Origin of the sequence: Flavobacterium sp. S87F.05.LMB.W.Kidney.N, from assembly GCF_004366435.1 — a bacterium.
Lineage (GTDB): Bacteria > Bacteroidota > Bacteroidia > Flavobacteriales > Flavobacteriaceae > Flavobacterium.
Window position 1 is genome coordinate 91,223 of the sequence record NZ_SODX01000007.1, and the last position, 17,323, is coordinate 108,545.

Below are 17,323 nucleotides of genomic sequence, written 5' to 3' on the forward strand. Positions count from 1 at the left end.
CGAAGGTTTACGCAAAGAACGCTAGGTTGTTTTGCTTGCAAAGGCGCAAGGTCGCAAAGTTTTTTTTTGCCACGAATTACACGAATTTCCACGAATTTAATTTTGCTTAATTTGTTCAAAATAAGCATAGAGAATCCACGATTTTGTCATTTCGACGAAGGAGAAATCTTCGCGAGAAGCTCCACATTCAAAATCGCCAATCTTTATCGAGTTCCTTGTGGAGATTTCTCGTTCCTCGAAATGACAAACTATACATATTGTCAGTCTGAGCGAAGTCGAAGACCAAGCTAGAAGCTCCATAAAGAAAATCGTAAATCTTTGTAGAGTTACTTGCGAAGATTTCTCTACCGAAGCCTCGGGATCGAAATGACAAACTATGAGTATTTGTGGTGAAATTTGTGGAAATTACTGTAATTCGTGGCGGAAAAATAATTGCGCAAAAAAAATCCCAAACCCCAATCGTAAAATTGGAATTTGGAATTTTTAATATTGGAATTTTAAAATAATTAACCGACTAGGTTAATTATTTTCCCAGGAACAATAATCACTTTATTCGGAGTTTTTCCATCTAACTGTTTTTGAGTTCTTTCGTCTTTCATTACGATTTCTTCGATTTGTTCTTTGGTTAAATCCAAAGGCAATTCGATTGTGAAGCGCATTTTTCCGTTGAAAGAAACTGGGTACTCTTTATTGGTTTCAATTAAATGTTTCTCATCAAAAATTGGGAAAGCAACTTCAGAAATAGAAGTCGTATGTCCTAATTGCGACCATAATTCTTCAGCAATGTGAGGTGCGTATGGTGAAACTAAAATTGCTAAAGGTTCTAAAATTGCTCTCGAATGACAATTCTGAGAAGACAATTCATTCACACAAATCATAAATTGAGAAACAGAAGTATTGAAAGAGAAATTCTCAATATCATCTGCAACTTTTTTGATTGTTTTATGCAATGATTTTAAGTTGTCTTTTGTCGGTTCGTCGTTATTTACGATTAAGCCATTATCATCAAAATACAATCTCCATATTTTTTTTAAGAAACCAAAAACTCCCGAAATTCCAGCAGTATTCCAAGGTTTTGCCTGCTCTAACGGGCCTAAGAACATTTCGTACAAACGCAATGTATCAGCACCGTATTCTTCACAAACCTCATCTGGAGTTTGAACATTCCATTTTGATTTGGACATTTTCTCAACAACTGACTTTGTTTTAAACTTATCAGATCCAGGATTTGTTCTTGTAAAAATTCCATTTTGCCAAAAACCACCTTTACATATAAATTTATAATTTTCAAATTCAGGTCTCCATTTCAAAAATGCTGGCACATCTAATTCAGATGATTTTGCAAGATTTATATCTACATTTCTTTCGGAAGAAGGATATGCAAAGCCTTTATATTCTTCTAAAAATTCATCTATAGCATCAGCACTCACAAAATGATTTGTAAGTTCTGGATGTTTCAAAAGATCATTCCATTCTTCTTCCGTTCCATTGAAATTTGGTTGCGTCAAATAAGTATTCAACATCATCTCAGATGTTCCCAAAATCATTCCCTGATTGATCAGTTTTTTGAATGGTTCTTCAGTCGGAGCAAAACCTTTGTCTTTTAAAAATTTGTTCCAGAAACGAGAATACAATAAATGACCTGTTGCGTGCTCGCTTCCACCAATGTATAAATCTACATTTTCCCAATAAGCCAATGCTTCTTTACTTGCAAATTCATTTTCATTGTGTGCATCCATGTAACGCATCCAGTACCATGAACTTCCCGCCCAACCTGGCATAGTGTTCAATTCTAAAGGAAAAATCGAAACATTATCAACTAAATCAGTATCGACAACTTTATTTTGTTTTGTATCCCAAGCCCAAACTGCTGCATTTCCTAATGGAGGCAGACCATCTTCTGTTGGTAAATATTTTTCTACTTCTGGCAAAATAATTGGTAAATGTTGCGCATCAATCATTTTTGGCAATCCGTTTACATAATAAACTGGGAATGGTTCGCCCCAATAACGCTGACGAGAGAAAACGGCATCACGCAAACGGTAATTTGTTTTACCTTTTCCTTGTCCGATCTCTTCTAATTTATAAATCGCTTTTGCTGTCGCCTCTTTGTAGTTTAACCCGTTTAAGAAATCAGAACCAGCGATTTCAACATTATCTTTTGATCCATAAGCAGCTTCAGAAATATCAACATTAGCGAAGATATTTTTGATTTCCTGCATTCCTTTTTGACCTTTAAAGAAATTAGCAAAAGCGTAATCTCTTTCGTCTCCGCAAGGAACCGCCATTACAGCACCTGTTCCGTAACCTGCCAAAACATAATCCCCAATCCAAACTGGAATTGCTTCTTTTGTAAATGGATGTTCAGCATAAGCACCCGTAAATACTCCTGAAATAGTTTTTACATCCGCCATACGCTCACGCTCAGAACGTTTTGCTGTTTTTTCGATATAGGCTTCAACAGCAGCTTTTTGTTCTGGAGTTGTAATTTTAGCCACCAAATCGTGTTCTGGAGCCAAAGTCATAAACGTTACTCCAAAAATAGTATCAGGTCTTGTCGTAAACACTTCGATAACTTCGTTATGATTTTTCACATTAAAAGTCACCAACGCACCAACTGATTTTCCAATCCAGTTTCTTTGTGATTCTTTTATAGACTCGCTCCAGTCAATATCATTTAAGCCTTGAAGCAAGCGTTCGGCATAAGCAGAAATTCGCATACTCCATTGTGTCATTTTTTTTCTTATAACAGGAAAGCCTCCACGTTCTGAAACTCCGTTTACAATTTCGTCATTTGCCAAAACAGTTCCTAAGCCTGGACACCAGTTTACTTCGGTTTCTGCCAAATACGTCATTCTGTATTGCAACAAGATTTTTTCTTTTTGATCATCAGAATAAGAATTCCATTCATCAGCAGTAAAAATTACTACGTTATCATCGCAAACTGCCTCAACTAATGCGTTTCCACTTTCTTCAAAAACAGTTATTAATTCTGAAATATCAAATGCTTTTCCTTGTTTTTTGCAATACCAAGAATTGAACAATTGGATAAAAATCCATTGCGTATGTTTGTAATAATCAGGATTTGAAGTTCGCACTTCACGACTCCAGTCAAACGAAAACCCGATTTTATCTAATTGTTTTCTATATCCTGCGATTTGTTTTCCTTCTTTGTCTACACCACCGTCAATATTTACGCGCGTTGTATCTTCTGGACGCTGTCCTGTCTGGATTGCATATTGTTCTGCAGGTAATCCAAAACTATCGTAACCCATCGGGTGCAAAACATTGAAACCTTGATGTCTTTTGAAACGAGAATAAACGTCTGAAGCTATATAACCCAGCGGGTGCCCAACGTGTAATCCCGCTCCAGATGGATAAGGAAACATATCGAGTACATAATGTTTAGGTTTTTCAGAGTTATTTTTTGCTGCAAAAGTTTGATTTTCTGCCCAATATTTTTGCCATTTGGCGTCAATTTCGTTTGGATTGTATTTCATTTCTAAGTGACTAAGATTCTAAGTGACTAAGGTTCTAAGGCTTTTCACTAGTTAATTAGCCGCAAATTTACATTTATTGTGGTTTGTACCAAAGCATTTCATAGACAAACAAATAAAATATCAAAATACTTATTCAAATTATTAAAAATACTTAATATTGAGTCGCATTTCATGTAGTTTTTGAAAGTAAATTTTAAGGTTCACCGTTTTTTTCAACCTCAAAGTTCGCTAAGGTTTTTATTTAGCGGTAGATTCAAAACATATAAGTTCACAAAGCTTTATGCCGCTAGAACTTTGCGCAGCTTTGTGTTTTATACAATTTAAATTACTTTGAGTACTTTGCGGTAAAATCTGCTTTATGCCCTCCGATAAGTAATCTTAAAAAAACTTATTCTTGTTTGCAGTTAAATAAACTTTTATTCAATATCAAATTGTACATTTATAGTATAAAAGTTCGTTATTAACTTTAAATAAAGAAATTCTTTATTATTTTTACCACATAATTTAAGCAAACTATGAGTTCTAACTTTGATAAATTTCAAAAGCGCAGGTTAATTTCCTCTTATTTTTCGGTTGTATTAAGTGTATTCTTGGTTTTATTCCTTTTGGGAGTACTGGGATTATTCATTATTAATTCTAAAAAACTGGCCAACGATTTTAAAGAAAAAATCGCCATGACCGTTTTCTTTAAAAATGAAGCTAATGACAGCGTCATCAAAGCTTTTAATACCGAATTGAAAAGAGCACCATTCGCTAGATCTTTTGCTTATGTTTCTAAAGAAAAAGCAGCCAAAGAACATACCGATATTATTGGAGAAGATTTTCTAACTTTTTTAGGAGAAAATCCGTTATTAAATTCATACGACATTCACTTAAAAGCTGATTATGTAGAAAGAGACAGCATTTTAGAGATTGAAAGTAATTTGAAAAAAAATACGATGATTGAGGATATTGTTTATGACAAACAATTGGTAAATCTGGTAAATGACAACATCAAAAAAGTTAGTATGTGGATTTTAATAATCAGTGGTTTCCTTACTATAATTGCTGTTTTATTAATCAATAGTTCACTGCGTTTATCAATTCACTCTAATCGTTTTATCATCAAAACTATGCAGATGGTTGGAGCAACCAAAGCATTTATTCGTAAACCATTTGTAATGCGAAGTGTAAAATTAGGTATGCTGGGCGCTGGTTTGGCAATTATCGCCTTGATTGCACTTTTAATTTATGTAGAAACTAATTTCCCTGGTTTAGGAATTTTAGAAGACAAAGTTTTAATCGCTTTGGTTTTAGTTGCTGTTTTCGGATTAGGTGTTTTGATTACTTGGATCAGCACACATTTTGCAACACAACGTTTCTTGAATTTAAGAACTGACGATCTTTATTAATTTTAGATTTTAGATTGTTTTAGATAAAAATAAACTCAAAAGAGGGTGAGATTGCTTCGTACCTCGCAATGACAAAATGAAAAACAACAACAATAACAAAGAACAAGCTCAGGAACAGCCAAAACAGGAATTCCTTTTTGACGGCATCAATTATAAAATCTTATTAATTGGTATTGCTGTTATTGCATTAGGATTTATTCTAATGTCTGGCGGAGGAAGTAAAGATCCGAATGTTTTTAACGAAGATATTTTTAGTTTTAGACGTATCCGTTTAGCACCGACAACTGTTTTAATCGGTTTTGGAATTACGATTTATTCTATTTTCAAAAAATCTAAATAGACTTTCTTAGACTACTTAGAATTTTCAGACATCTTAGATTATTAGATTAATCTTTTCTAAAAAAGTCTAAAAGTCTATCCCGACGCTTCGGGACTAAAATCTAAAAATCTAATTTAAATGAATACATTACAAGCTATCGTTCTTGCCATTATTGAAGGAATTACAGAATTTTTACCTGTTTCTTCAACTGGACACATGATTATTGCCTCTTCATTTTTTGGAATCGCTCATGACGATTTCACTAAACTTTTTACAATTGTAATTCAGCTTGGTGCTATACTTTCGGTTGTAATTTTATATTTCAAACGTTTCTTTCAAACATTTGATTTCTACTTTAAACTTTTAGTTGCTTTTATTCCTGCAGTGGTTTTAGGATTACTTTTAAGTGATTTTATTGACGGCTTATTAGAAAATCCCGTTACAGTTGCTATTTCACTTTTGATTGGAGGAATTATTTTATTGAAAGTAGACGAATGGTTCAACAAACCAAACGATCCTGAAGTCTCAACTGAGATTACTTATGCAAAAGCTTTTAAAATTGGACTATTTCAATGTCTGGCAATGATTCCTGGAGTTTCACGAAGCGGCGCTAGTATTGTGGGTGGTATGTCACAAAAACTAACAAGAACTTCTGCTGCTGAATTTTCATTTTTCTTAGCAGTTCCTACTATGTTAGGGGCAACAGCAAAAAAATGTTACGATTATTACAAAGCAGGATTTGAATTGTCTCACGATCAAATTAACATGCTTGTTATCGGAAACATTGTTGCTTTTATTGTAGCACTTTTGGCCATTAAAACTTTCATCGGATTCTTAACTAAAAATGGCTTTAAAGTTTTTGGTTATTACCGAATCTTAGCTGGAATCATTTTATTATTGATTCACTTTTTCATTCACCCGCTTACCATCATATAATGACACCTGAAGAATATTTAGACGGACAAGTTTTATTGATTGACAAACCATTAAAATGGAGTTCGTTTCAAGCTGTCAATAAATTAAAATACCTTTTAATTAATAAAATTGGACTTCCTAAAAAGTTCAAAATTGGTCACGCCGGAACTTTAGATCCGCTGGCGACTGGACTTTTATTGATTTGTACTGGAAAATTCACCAAAAGAATTTCTGAACTTCAAGGTCAGGCAAAAGAATATACGGGAACTTTTTACATTGGAGCCACTACTCCATCTTACGATTTAGAAACAGAAATCGACCAGACTTTTCCAACAGATCATATCGATGAAGCTTTGATTCACGAAACAGTAAAGCAGTTTTTAGGAGAAATAGATCAAAAACCGCCTATTTTTTCGGCTATTAAAAAAGACGGAGTTCGTTTATACGAGCATGCGCGTGCTGGAGAATCTGTAGAAATTGAAAGTAGAAAAACTACTATTAATGAATTTGAAATTACAAGAATTGCACTGCCAGAAATCGACTTTAGAGTAGTTTGCAGTAAAGGAACTTACATTCGTTCTCTAGCTTACGATTTCGGGAAAGCGATGAATTCAGGTTCACATTTAACTGTATTACGCCGCACCAAAATTGGCAATTACGATGTAAAAAATGCGATTGATATTACTCTTTTCGAGGAAAGCCTGCAGTAAAAAAAAAAAAATAGCACATTACAAATTTGAAAATAGTAATGTGCCAACTCTTTAAACAAATAGTACAATTATCTCATACTGATTCTTTGAGTTAATAGTGAGGCACATTTTTCCCTCCAAATAAGAATTGAGAAAAGAAATCATAAAATCTTTCAAATAACTTTTTCATAATAGTGTATTTTAATGTTAGACAATAAATAAACACCAATAAAAAGAGTAAATCAGAAAGTTATAATAGAAGTGGGATTATATTTACTAAGTTACAAAATAAGAAGTAAAATAAAAACACTTTAAGATAATTTTATCAACCAAATTATTTGTTATCAACACATTACCAAAATCAAAGTCGATTATATTTAATATTCTCCATAATTTCAAGCAATTCTTCTTGAACCGAGATTCCTTTGTCTGCCAAATACCACAATTGTAAATCTGTTTTTATCTTTTCATCAATTGGGCCAACCTCTCTTTTGTGATTTGCCATTAATTCAGCGGCACCTTTTGGTCTTGGTCCCCAATCGGCACGAACAATTCCGGCTTCTTTACAAATAACAATTACTTTAGGAATTGCCCTTCCGCCATTTGTAAGATATTGATTCATTAAATCATCATTTTCATCACGCAAAGCTATTCTTAGATCCACTTTTTTGTTTGAAGCCAAAGCCATTTTATTTAAAATGGGAAGAATCTGCGCTGCATCGCCGCACCAGCCTTCAGAAAGTACCAGCCAAATGTAATGATTATCTAAATGTTGTAGTTTATCAATAATAGGTTCTGCAATTTGTATGGTTTTCTCCAGTCTGTTCATTCTCGCTTCGTTTAATTTGGAATAATTAGTCAAACTTTCCGATTGTTCGTTTCCTGTCGACTTTCCTTCAGACAATAAATCGGTTACTAATTTTCTGTATTCAGCATAAGAATGACTGTTGAATAATGCTTTGGCTACGATGCTTTTCATATTGGTTTGATTTTTAGGATAGAATAAAAATACAAAATTTAGAAAGACGAGGATAATGACAATTGTCAGATTTCAAACAATATTTAATCTTAATTCTAAAATAATTAAACTTTTAAATAACCAATTCTATTTGTTTTAGGTTAGCATAACTATCTATTTCATCCTGCCAGCCTTGAAGTTTTTCAGGGGTAATTTTATCCTCTTTTCCAAGTATTCTCATGTCTTCTATCCGTTCTTCAATTGATCTTATTTTCCCTATTTTAGTACTTTTACATTTCTCAATAAATTGTATAAAATTTTGAGTTAATTCAATATATTTCCCTGCTCTATCGTGGTAATAAAAAAATATTTTACCCATGTTATTTTCTCCAATTCCAATCAAAATAAAATCTCCAAAAATATTATGACCAATTGGAACAAAACCATCAGCTAAAAAGTTTAAAAAAAATGGTTTATCTAAATAAAATTTATAATTATAAAATGGATCTGCCTTAGCAACTCCATACAATCCCTTAATATCTGATGAGATTTTATTAATTCTAAAACTTGTTTCTGGTGTTTTTCCACCATTATATTTTAGTAAAAAATTATTGTATTGCTCCGGAAATTCAAAACCATATTGATTTTGAATATTTTTGATATCTCTCTCAACATCATCATTATCGAATCCTGATATTAACATCTTTCTATCTTTAGTTTTTTCTTACAAAAATAAAAAATCTGAATAATAAAGTGAACCCAAAATTATTTTACAAACATTATTTCTAAAAATCAGAATATGTCTATATTTGCACAAATTAACGCGACACACACATGAAATATAAAAGAATTCTTCTAAAACTTAGCGGCGAAGCGCTAATGGGTGATTTACAATACGGTATAGACCCAAAAAGATTAGCCGAATATGCAGATGAAATTAAGCAGATTCACAGTAAAGGAGTAGAGATTGCAATTGTTATTGGAGGAGGAAATATATTTAGAGGAGTTGCTGGAGCAAGTTCTGGAATGGATAGAGTTCAAGGTGATTACATGGGGATGCTTGCAACTGTAATTAACGGAATGGCTTTACAAGGTGCTCTTGAAGATAAAGGAATGAAAACGCGTTTGCAGACTGCTTTAAAAATGGAATCTATTGCAGAACCATACATTAAAAGAAGAGCAGACCGCCACTTAGAAAAAGGCAGAATCGTAATTTTTGGTGCCGGAACCGGAAATCCATATTTTACAACAGATACTGCAGCAGTTTTAAGAGGAATCGAAATTAATGCTGATGTTATCTTAAAAGGAACTCGTGTTGACGGTGTTTATGATTCTGACCCTGAGAAAAATGCTTCTGCAGTAAAATTTGACTTTATTTCGTTTGACGACGTAATTAAAAAAGGATTAAATGTAATGGATACTACTGCATTTACCCTTAGTCAAGAAAACAAATTACCAATCGTAGTTTTCGATATGAATAAAATTGGAAACTTGTTGAAAATCTGCGAAGGCGAAAACATAGGAACTGTAGTTAATATATAGTCATCAGTAACAGTTTACAGTCGCATAAATAAGACTTTAACTGAAAACTGAGAATGAAAACTGAAAACTAAAAAAAAAATGACTGAAGAAATAGACTTTATTTTAGAAAGTACTGAAGAATCGATGAATGGTACTATTGCACACTTAGAGAAAGAATTTCTTAATATTCGTGCAGGAAAAGCTTCTCCAGCAATGCTTGGAGGTGTTTTTGTAGATTATTATGGATCTGCAACACCGCTTTCTCAGGTATCTAAAATCAGCGTTCCAGATGCTAGAACAATTACATTACAGCCATTTGAAAAAAATATGCTGCAAGCAATTGAAAAGGCTATCTTAATTGCAAACATCGGATTTAACCCGATGAACAATGGTGATATGGTTATTATCAGCGTACCGCCATTGACAGAAGAGCGTCGTCGTGATTTGGCTAAACAAGCAAAATCTGAGGCTGAAGATGCTAAAATTGGTATTCGTAACTCTCGTAAAGATGCAAATACTGAAATCAAAAAATTAGAAAAAGAAGGAACTTCTGAAGACATTTGCAAATCTGCTGAAGAAGAAGTTCAAAACTTGACAAACGCTTTTATTAAAAAAATTGATGAATTATTGGTTTTAAAAGAAGCCGAAATCATGAAAGTGTAATCAAAGATCTGAGATATTTAAAAAATCCGTCTGGTGAATAGTACCAGACGGATTTTTTTATTGTTATTTTTGCATACGAAAATTAAATTCTTTTCGTTTTTGAAACTATATCATTCTGTATGAAGCTATTTTGTTTTTTGACTTTGTTTTTTACGCTTACTCTTCAAGCGCAATTTCAAATAAACGGAATCGTAACCGATTCAAACAACAAACCTCTTCCGTTTGCTACAATTACCACCTCAGAAAACAACAATACTATTACAGATGTTGATGGTAAATTTATTTTTAAAATCAGCACATCTGCTACAACTCTATCAGTATCTTATATTGGTTTTCAAACTAAAACTATTGCATTAATCAGCAATAAAACTTTTTATGCCGTTTCGCTTGTACAGCAGACAGATGATTTGAAAGAAGTTGTGGTTTCTAATGAAAATCCTGCATTGACAATAATTCGAAAAGTTATTGCCAATAAACCGCTAAATGATCCGCAGAAAAAACTCAATAATTTTGAGTACAAAACATACAACAAACTTATTGTAACTGCCAATCCGGATTCGATAGACGGCAGAATCGACTCTACTGCGTCTTACAAAGATTTAAATAAGAAAATCATCAATGTTGATTCTTCTGATTATAAGTTTAGAGAAATTGTAAGCAGACAGCATTTATTTCAAACCGAGAAAGTTTCGGAATATCAATTTGGAAATAACAAATTAAAAGAAACTGTTCTTGGCACCAAAATAGCAGGTTTTAAACAGCCTATTTACGAAGTTTTGGCATTTAATCTTCAGTCGATTTCCATCTACGATCCGAAGTACGAATTGTTTGAAACGAAATATGAAAATCCGATTTCTAATCAAGCGCCATCGAGTTATAATTATAAATTGTTAGATACTGTCAGCATAAAAGGCCGCGACACGTATATGATTTATTTCAAAAATAAACTCAAGCGAAAATCTTCTGGCTTAGAAGGTGTATTGTATATTGATAAAGAAAATTTTGCTGTCGCGAAAGCGGTAATGCGAATTAAAGGTGTTTTGGATATTAGTGGTATTCACGAATTTGAATATATTCCGAAAGAAAAAATTTGGTTCCAAAGCAATACGACATTCAAAATTGTAAAAGGAAAAAATGACGATGATATTAGAATTTTAGGAGGAACAATTCAGTTTGACGGAGATGTTGAAGAAAATTTTGAACCCAGAAAAAAAGTGGCTTCAGATTTCACCTATTTACTTTCAGAAAGTAATAGTTTCGATATTCGTGTCAACACCAATACTGCTATAAAAAATCCATCGCTTTATATCGAAATTAAAGACGATGCGGCCAAAAAACCTGAATCGTTTTGGGAAGCTTACCGCAAAGAAAATCTTGACTTAAAAAGCCAAAAAACATATTTATTACTAGACAGTCTTTCGGTGAGCAATAGAGTTGAAAAGCGTTTAGGAATAGGCCGAAAAATTATTAATGGTTTCTATCCTATTGGTCCTGTTGATCTGGATTTAAAGAAGATTATAAGTTTTAATAATTATGAAGGTTTCCGAATTGGTTTAGGCGGAATTACAAATGATCGCTTTTCGAAAAACTTCAGACTTGAAAGTTATACGGCGTACGGAACCAAAGATGGTGTTTTTAAATACAGTGTGGGAGCCGGCGTTTTATTAGATAAATATACCAACACCTGGCTGAATGGTTATTATGCTGATGACGTACGGGAAATTGCAAGTACCGTTTTCAGTGTAGACAAACGTGTGTTTAAAATTTATGACCCGCGGCCAATTAATATTAGTACATTTTACGAATATTCAGGATGGCGAGGTAATATCCAGACTAAATTTATTCCAAAAACTGAAGCAGTTTTAGAAGTTTCGCGAAATTATATTGAACCTAAATTTGATTATCTTTTTAATCATGACGGAAAATTATATTCCAGCTATGTAATGACTACAGCAATGCTGTCGATTGTATGGGCGCCTTTCAGCGAGTTTATGCAGACTCCAACGGGAAGAAATGAAACAGATAAAAAATTTCCAAGGTTTACGTTTCAATACACACAGTCATTACCAAATGTATTTGATAATGATTTTACTTTCAGCAAAATAGATTTTAAAGCCGAATACGAAAAACAATATTTAAATCGCCAGAAGACGAGTTTGCTTTTGCAGGCAGGTTATGCAATGGGAGATGTTCCTATTACTCATTTGTATAACACTTCTCCAAATAATTTAACCAAAGAAACTGTTATTCAGCGTATTACTTTTGCAGGAAGAAATGCCTTTGAAACCATGTATTTTAATGAATTCTTCTCTAGTCAATATCTTATGTTTCAGATCAAGCATGGTTTTGACCGTATTAAAATTATGAGAAAAGTTCGTCCGTCGCTAGTTTTAGTAACCAGAATGGCTTGGGGAAATATGGAAAAACCAGAACAACATGTTGGACCCGATTACAAAACACTTGATAAAGGTTATTTTGAATCGGGAATTGAGCTAAACAAAATCTACAAAGGTTTTGGTCTCGGCGGATTCTATCGTTATGGCCCAAACCAATTATTGAAGTTTGAAGACAATATTGCAGTTAAGATTTCTTATGTACTTGATCTTGGACTTTAAGAATTAAATTTCAAATTTTTATCCCGAGGCTTCCGGACCAAATTCCATTTTTACGATATGCTTGTCATCCTCACGAAGGATCGCAAAATACCGTGGTTCATTACAAAAGGCACATCAAAAACCTTTGTCAAAGTTTTAACTTTGACAAAGATCACTCTAATAAATCTTTAGGAGAAACACCATGCTTATTTTCTAAATTAATATCAGATCCTTTTTCTAATAAAACTTTAATAATCTCCGAATCGCTCTCTAATTCCATGGCAGCACGCCATAATGCTGAATTACCACTATCATCAACAATATTTACATCAGCATTAAATGAAAGCAACACTTTTAAAGCGTCAACTTTATCATTAATTGCAGCTAAATGCAATGCGGTCAAACCTTTACTATCCTGATTATTTATGCCACAACCGAGAATCAAAAGGTCTTTTACCATTTCTTCATTACCATCAATCACAGCTGACATTAAAAAGGTTCGTCCCTCTCTATCAACACTGTCTAAACCAAATTTTTCTAAGAATTCATTAATCTTCGAAAAATCCTTTTCAAATAATAATTTATAAAGCTGAGTATCATCAAAAGTTCCCATAAATATGTTTAAAAAAGAATATTCCTACAATATTAATAATTATATTTATAATAAATAATTTATCTCTATAATATTACCTCAAAAAAAAAACCAAACCCCAATCATAAAAATTGGAATTTGGAATTTCAAAGAATTGATATTTTATTAAAAAATTTATGGTTTCAAAATCAGAACTGAAGGTGTATTGTTCAGCCAAGTACTTTGAGATTCAATTAATTTTTTCCAGCTGTCTAAACTTATAATCATTAAGTCTTGACCATCTAAAAATTCTTTTTTAATGGTTCTGTCATGCATAATCATAATATGATTTGGCGCAATCTGTTCTATAGATCGGATAGTTTCCTGAATATCGCGAGTATTTTTTACTTCACCGCTGGCATCTAAAACTGTAATCTGCGAACCGTTATTATTGATTAGTTTTTTAGCATAATCAATTAAAAAAGCATCTTCTCTACTGAATACAGGCATGAAAACCTGATTTATTTCTTCAAAATCTTTATCGATAAAAATACCAACCGGCATTCTCGTTTTTGCAATAATATGACGGGTTCTTTCGTCAAAAGGAGAATTTTCAAACAATCCTTCTTTTCCTGTGAATTTATCGATTAAACGATCTGGATTTACTATTCGGGTTGTAAAACCAAGAATCTTTCCAAGTAGAGTTCCATCAAAAATAGATTGTCCTAAACCAACCAATAATAAGTCATATTCTCCTTGGTTTGCCGAATCAATAATATCCGTATCTATATCATTAGAAACTTTAAAAAGACTCACAATATTTTGATTCAATCGGTTGGATTCTTCGATAATTGGAACTAACATTTTACGCTCATGATCTTTTACATCAAAAGAGTGAATTTCTGTACTTAAAGACAAGTGCATTGCTGTTACAATCGAATTGTCTGGTTGTTTTTTAACCAAACTGTTGGCAATTTTTAAAAGTTTTTTCCCTCTTTCTGGAGTTGCAAACGAAAGCAGGATTTTATATTTGCTTTTACTTCCTATTTCTTGCGGTACATTCGTCGCTTTGTCTTTAAAAATAAAGCCTATAAAATCTAAAGCCGGACCTGTCATAAAAGTAGTTACCAAAGCCATAATTACCATCATGGTAAAAATCTCTGTTGACAAAACTCCAAGATCATAGCCAATATTTAAAACTACAAGCTCCATTAAACCTCTTGTATTCATCAAAGCTCCAATTGCCAAACTATCTTTCCAGTTTTGTCCCACGAATTTTGCTGCCAACGCACTTCCAAAAAATTTACCAGCAACAGCAACAGCTATAATTAATCCTGTGATTTTCCATAATTCAGGATCATTTAAAAGACCAATTTGCGTACGCAAACCTGTAAACACAAAGAATAAAGGCAATAATACAATTATGGCAACGTCTTCTACTTTCTCAATAAATATATTTCTGAATTTATTATTTTCAGGCATAATTGCTCCTGCAAGGAAAGCTCCAAATAAAGCATGAATTCCAATTAATTCTGCAGCATATGCTGAGATTAAAAGTGTGATAAAAAAGATAGCAACAACAGGTTTATTTAAACTTTCTCTTGTTGAATTTAAATCTCCGACACGCTTTAAAAACGGACGAACGATTTTCAGCATAATAATTACATAAAGAATCGCTAAACCAATTACATATAATGCACTTGTAAATGAACCTGCTTTTACGATAGCAATTACAACTGCCAAAATACACCAAGCAGTAATATCATCTGCCGCTGCACAAGTAATGGCAATAGTTCCGAGTTTTGTTTTCTGCATGCCTCGCTCTTGGACAATTCTGGCTAGAACCGGAAATGCAGTAATACTCATGGCAATTCCCATAAATAATCCGAAAGAAGAAAACTCAACACCAATTGGGGCAAAAGTGTGATAAATAAAATAGGCCAATGTTAATCCTAAAGCAAACGGAATTACGATACTGGCATGGCTGATAACAACTGCATCGTGTGCTTTGTTTTTAAGCACTTTCAAATCCAGCTCCATCCCGATAACGAACATGAAAAGAATTAAACCAATCTGACTTAAAAATTGTAAATTTCCTAATGATTCTTTTGGGAATAAAGCCGCAGAGAATTCTGGAAAGTACATTCCGACCAAAGATGGCCCTAAAACAATTCCGGCAATCATTTCTCCAATTACAGATGGCTGTCCGATTTTTCTAAAAAACCATCCAAATAAACGCGCTACTAAAATAATAGTCACGATTTGCGCCAATAAAATAGCCAGCGGATGCTGTAAATTTTCGACCATAGAATGAAGGAAATCATTCCAATGATTACTTTCTATTTTTTTCTTGACGATATCGCGTCCAACTTCTAATGCTGCGCCTTTTGAAATTATCCAATATATTAGAGCGGTAAAACCTCCAATAATTGTTACGTAGAATAAAGAGTTTTTAATGTTATTCATAACTCGTTCTTTTAATTTATTGCCGCAAATATCAGAAGTGAGCTTCAAGTGAAAAAACAAATTTCCTGCTAATTTTCAATGTATGTAACAAGTCGGAAAAACTTTGTAATAAGTTCTAAAGCTCAACAAAAATCTACTAGCAATGTGAATGGAATCTAAGGCTTTATTTCGAGAACAAAGCTTCGACTTCGCTCAGCCTGACACATAAATAACTCTATATCTTCACTTTCTTCAAAAAATCAGAACGATAGGTTTCGCTTAAAATTAAAGTCGTGTTTTTATTTTTTTCTTCTAGATGATGCAATACAATTTCATTATGATTAAAGAATTTTATTGCCTTTACTGCCACAATTTCTTTCTTATTTATTCTGCAGAAATCGGCTTCGGGTAATTCGTTTAAAAGGGTGTCGAATTTTACGTTTTTTAAATTCAGAAAACTTCCGTCAGAAAGCAGAACCGTTTTGTCACGGCTGTCGCTTACAGCCGTTTTGATATATTGAATTTTATTAAAATACAGCAAAGTTTTTCCTTTATCTGTATTCAACTGTATGAATTTTTTAGCCGAATCTGGTTTATCAAAACGTTCAAAAGCTTTTGAGACTGCTTTTTGCAGACGTTCCAATTTTACAGGTTTTGTGATATAATCTACTGCATCTATATTAAAAGCATCTGCGGCATAATCTTTATAAGCCGTACAAAAAATGACCAATTTATCATCGAGCATTTCAGCCAAATGCAAACCGTCCATGCCTGGCATTTCGATATCAGAAATTAAGAGATCAAAATCCAGATCTGAAATATCAGACAAAAGTTTCTGCGGATTATTATACGTTTTTACAATTTCCAGTTCAGGAATTTGTTCACAAAGCATTTTAAGGTACGTTAATCCAGGAAGCTCATCGTCCAGAAGCAAGCATTTCAGTTTTGTATTCAAGTAAATCAATTTTTAGATGAGCAATATAAACATCGTTTTCTATAAACTTATCGAGTTTGAAATTATTCTTATAAATAATTCGAAGACGATGCTCCAGAGTGGCATGTCCAAAACCGCTTCGCTCCTTTTTGAGCACTTTTTTATCGGAGATTTTATTCGAAACCGTCATAAAAAAAGCATTGTCTTTAAACTCAAAAACAACAGAAATAAAAGCATCTGCACTTTGAAGATCGGCATGTTTAAAAGCATTTTCGATTAAATCAATTGAAATTAACGGCGCCAATAGTGGCTGATCGTATAATTTATCATCTTGATTAATATTAGTTTTAACTTTTAATTCAAAAAGTGGACTGATTTTGATTTTATTGATTTCGATTAAATTCAACGCAAAATCAATCTCTTCTTTTGCCGTTACAAATTTCTTTTTGCTTTCGTATAGAATATAATCCAAAACATTGGCGAGTTTATCTAAAGCAAAATAAGTCTGATATGCATGCGACTGAATTGAATTTAGAATATTCTTGAATAAATGCGGATTTAATTTTGACTCCAGATTCTCCAGCTGCAGATCATTCACCTTTACCTCTAAAGCATAAAAACTTTTTTCTGCATCTTCTTTTGCTTTTTTAGTCTGCATTAATTGATACATCATAAAACAAATTATGACGATCAAGAGCAACAGAATTGCTAAGAAAATAAAAGTTGTGGTATTGTTATCCTGCATTTTGTTATCGTTTTTATTTTTCAGCAACCAGAACAATATTGAACAGGTTGAGCACTTATACTAATTTTTAAATTCTTC

General features: G+C 32.9%; 14 protein-coding genes. 7 read left to right on the top strand and 7 right to left on the bottom strand.

Annotation, left to right across the window (positions count from 1 at the left end):
- Positions 1–506 precede the first annotated feature (506 nt).
- Positions 507–3,500: a leucine--tRNA ligase gene (locus EDB96_RS19240; RefSeq protein ID WP_134142630.1), complete on the bottom strand. Its 2,994-nt coding sequence runs from the start codon at positions 3,498–3,500 to the stop codon at positions 507–509.
- 515 nt (positions 3,501–4,015) lie between these two features.
- Here EDB96_RS19240 and EDB96_RS19245 point away from each other — a divergent pair.
- The 4 genes from EDB96_RS19245 (at position 4,016) to truB (ending at position 6,835) form a co-directional block, all read left to right on the top strand.
- On the top strand, positions 4,016–4,891 hold the full coding sequence (locus EDB96_RS19245) for a cell division protein FtsX (RefSeq protein WP_057115125.1): 876 nt from the start codon (positions 4,016–4,018) through the stop codon (positions 4,889–4,891).
- A 76-nt stretch (positions 4,892–4,967) separates the two neighbouring features.
- Positions 4,968–5,231, top strand: a complete 264-nt coding sequence (locus EDB96_RS19250; protein ID WP_134142632.1) for a DUF3098 domain-containing protein — start codon at positions 4,968–4,970, stop codon at positions 5,229–5,231.
- A 117-nt stretch (positions 5,232–5,348) separates the two neighbouring features.
- Positions 5,349–6,146, top strand: coding sequence for an undecaprenyl-diphosphate phosphatase (locus tag EDB96_RS19255; protein ID WP_057115127.1), 798 nt, complete (start codon positions 5,349–5,351; stop codon positions 6,144–6,146).
- Positions 6,146–6,835 carry a tRNA pseudouridine(55) synthase TruB gene (gene truB, locus EDB96_RS19260; protein WP_134142633.1) on the top strand — a complete coding sequence of 230 codons (690 nt, stop codon included), beginning with the start codon at positions 6,146–6,148 and terminating at the stop codon, positions 6,833–6,835. The genes EDB96_RS19255 and truB overlap by 1 nt, the downstream gene beginning before the upstream one ends.
- A 340-nt stretch (positions 6,836–7,175) precedes the next feature.
- Here the strand turns inward: truB and EDB96_RS19265 are convergent, their stop codons facing one another.
- Together EDB96_RS19265 and EDB96_RS19270 are read right to left on the bottom strand one after the other, a co-directional pair.
- Positions 7,176–7,793 (bottom strand): thioredoxin family protein, encoded by a 618-nt coding sequence (locus EDB96_RS19265; protein WP_134142634.1) that lies wholly within the window; start codon positions 7,791–7,793, stop codon positions 7,176–7,178.
- A gap of 112 nt (positions 7,794–7,905) precedes the next feature.
- Positions 7,906–8,475 carry an SMI1/KNR4 family protein gene (locus EDB96_RS19270; protein WP_134142636.1) on the bottom strand — a complete coding sequence of 190 codons (570 nt, stop codon included), beginning with the start codon at positions 8,473–8,475 and terminating at the stop codon, positions 7,906–7,908.
- Between the two features lie 131 nt (positions 8,476–8,606).
- Between EDB96_RS19270 and pyrH the strand changes: the two genes are divergently transcribed.
- The 3 genes from pyrH to EDB96_RS19285 all read left to right on the top strand — a co-directional run bounded on the left by pyrH (position 8,607) and on the right by EDB96_RS19285 (position 12,571).
- A complete protein-coding gene (pyrH, locus tag EDB96_RS19275) occupies positions 8,607–9,314 on the top strand; it encodes a UMP kinase (RefSeq protein WP_057115131.1) in 708 nt (235 codons plus the stop codon).
- A 78-nt stretch (positions 9,315–9,392) separates the two neighbouring features.
- Positions 9,393–9,956, top strand: a complete 564-nt coding sequence (gene frr, locus EDB96_RS19280) for a ribosome recycling factor (RefSeq protein WP_057115132.1) — start codon at positions 9,393–9,395, stop codon at positions 9,954–9,956.
- Positions 9,957–10,075: 119 nt separating this feature from the next.
- Positions 10,076–12,571, top strand: a complete 2,496-nt coding sequence (locus EDB96_RS19285; RefSeq protein WP_134142637.1) for a DUF5686 family protein — start codon at positions 10,076–10,078, stop codon at positions 12,569–12,571.
- Positions 12,572–12,722: 151 nt separating this feature from the next.
- Here EDB96_RS19285 and EDB96_RS19290 read toward each other — a convergent pair whose 3' ends face one another.
- From EDB96_RS19290 to EDB96_RS19305, 4 genes are all read right to left on the bottom strand, one after another.
- A complete protein-coding gene (locus EDB96_RS19290) occupies positions 12,723–13,163 on the bottom strand; it encodes an ankyrin repeat domain-containing protein (protein ID WP_134142638.1) in 441 nt (146 codons plus the stop codon).
- Between the two features lie 153 nt (positions 13,164–13,316).
- A complete protein-coding gene (locus EDB96_RS19295) occupies positions 13,317–15,587 on the bottom strand; it encodes a cation:proton antiporter (protein ID WP_057115134.1) in 2,271 nt (756 codons plus the stop codon).
- A 214-nt stretch (positions 15,588–15,801) separates the two neighbouring features.
- Entirely contained in the window at positions 15,802–16,521 is a 720-nt protein-coding gene (locus EDB96_RS19300) for a LytR/AlgR family response regulator transcription factor (protein WP_057115135.1), read from the bottom strand.
- Entirely contained in the window at positions 16,484–17,245 is a 762-nt protein-coding gene (locus EDB96_RS19305) for a sensor histidine kinase (protein ID WP_057115958.1), read from the bottom strand. The genes EDB96_RS19300 and EDB96_RS19305 overlap by 38 nt, the downstream gene beginning before the upstream one ends.
- Between the last annotated feature and the right edge of the window lie 78 nt (positions 17,246–17,323).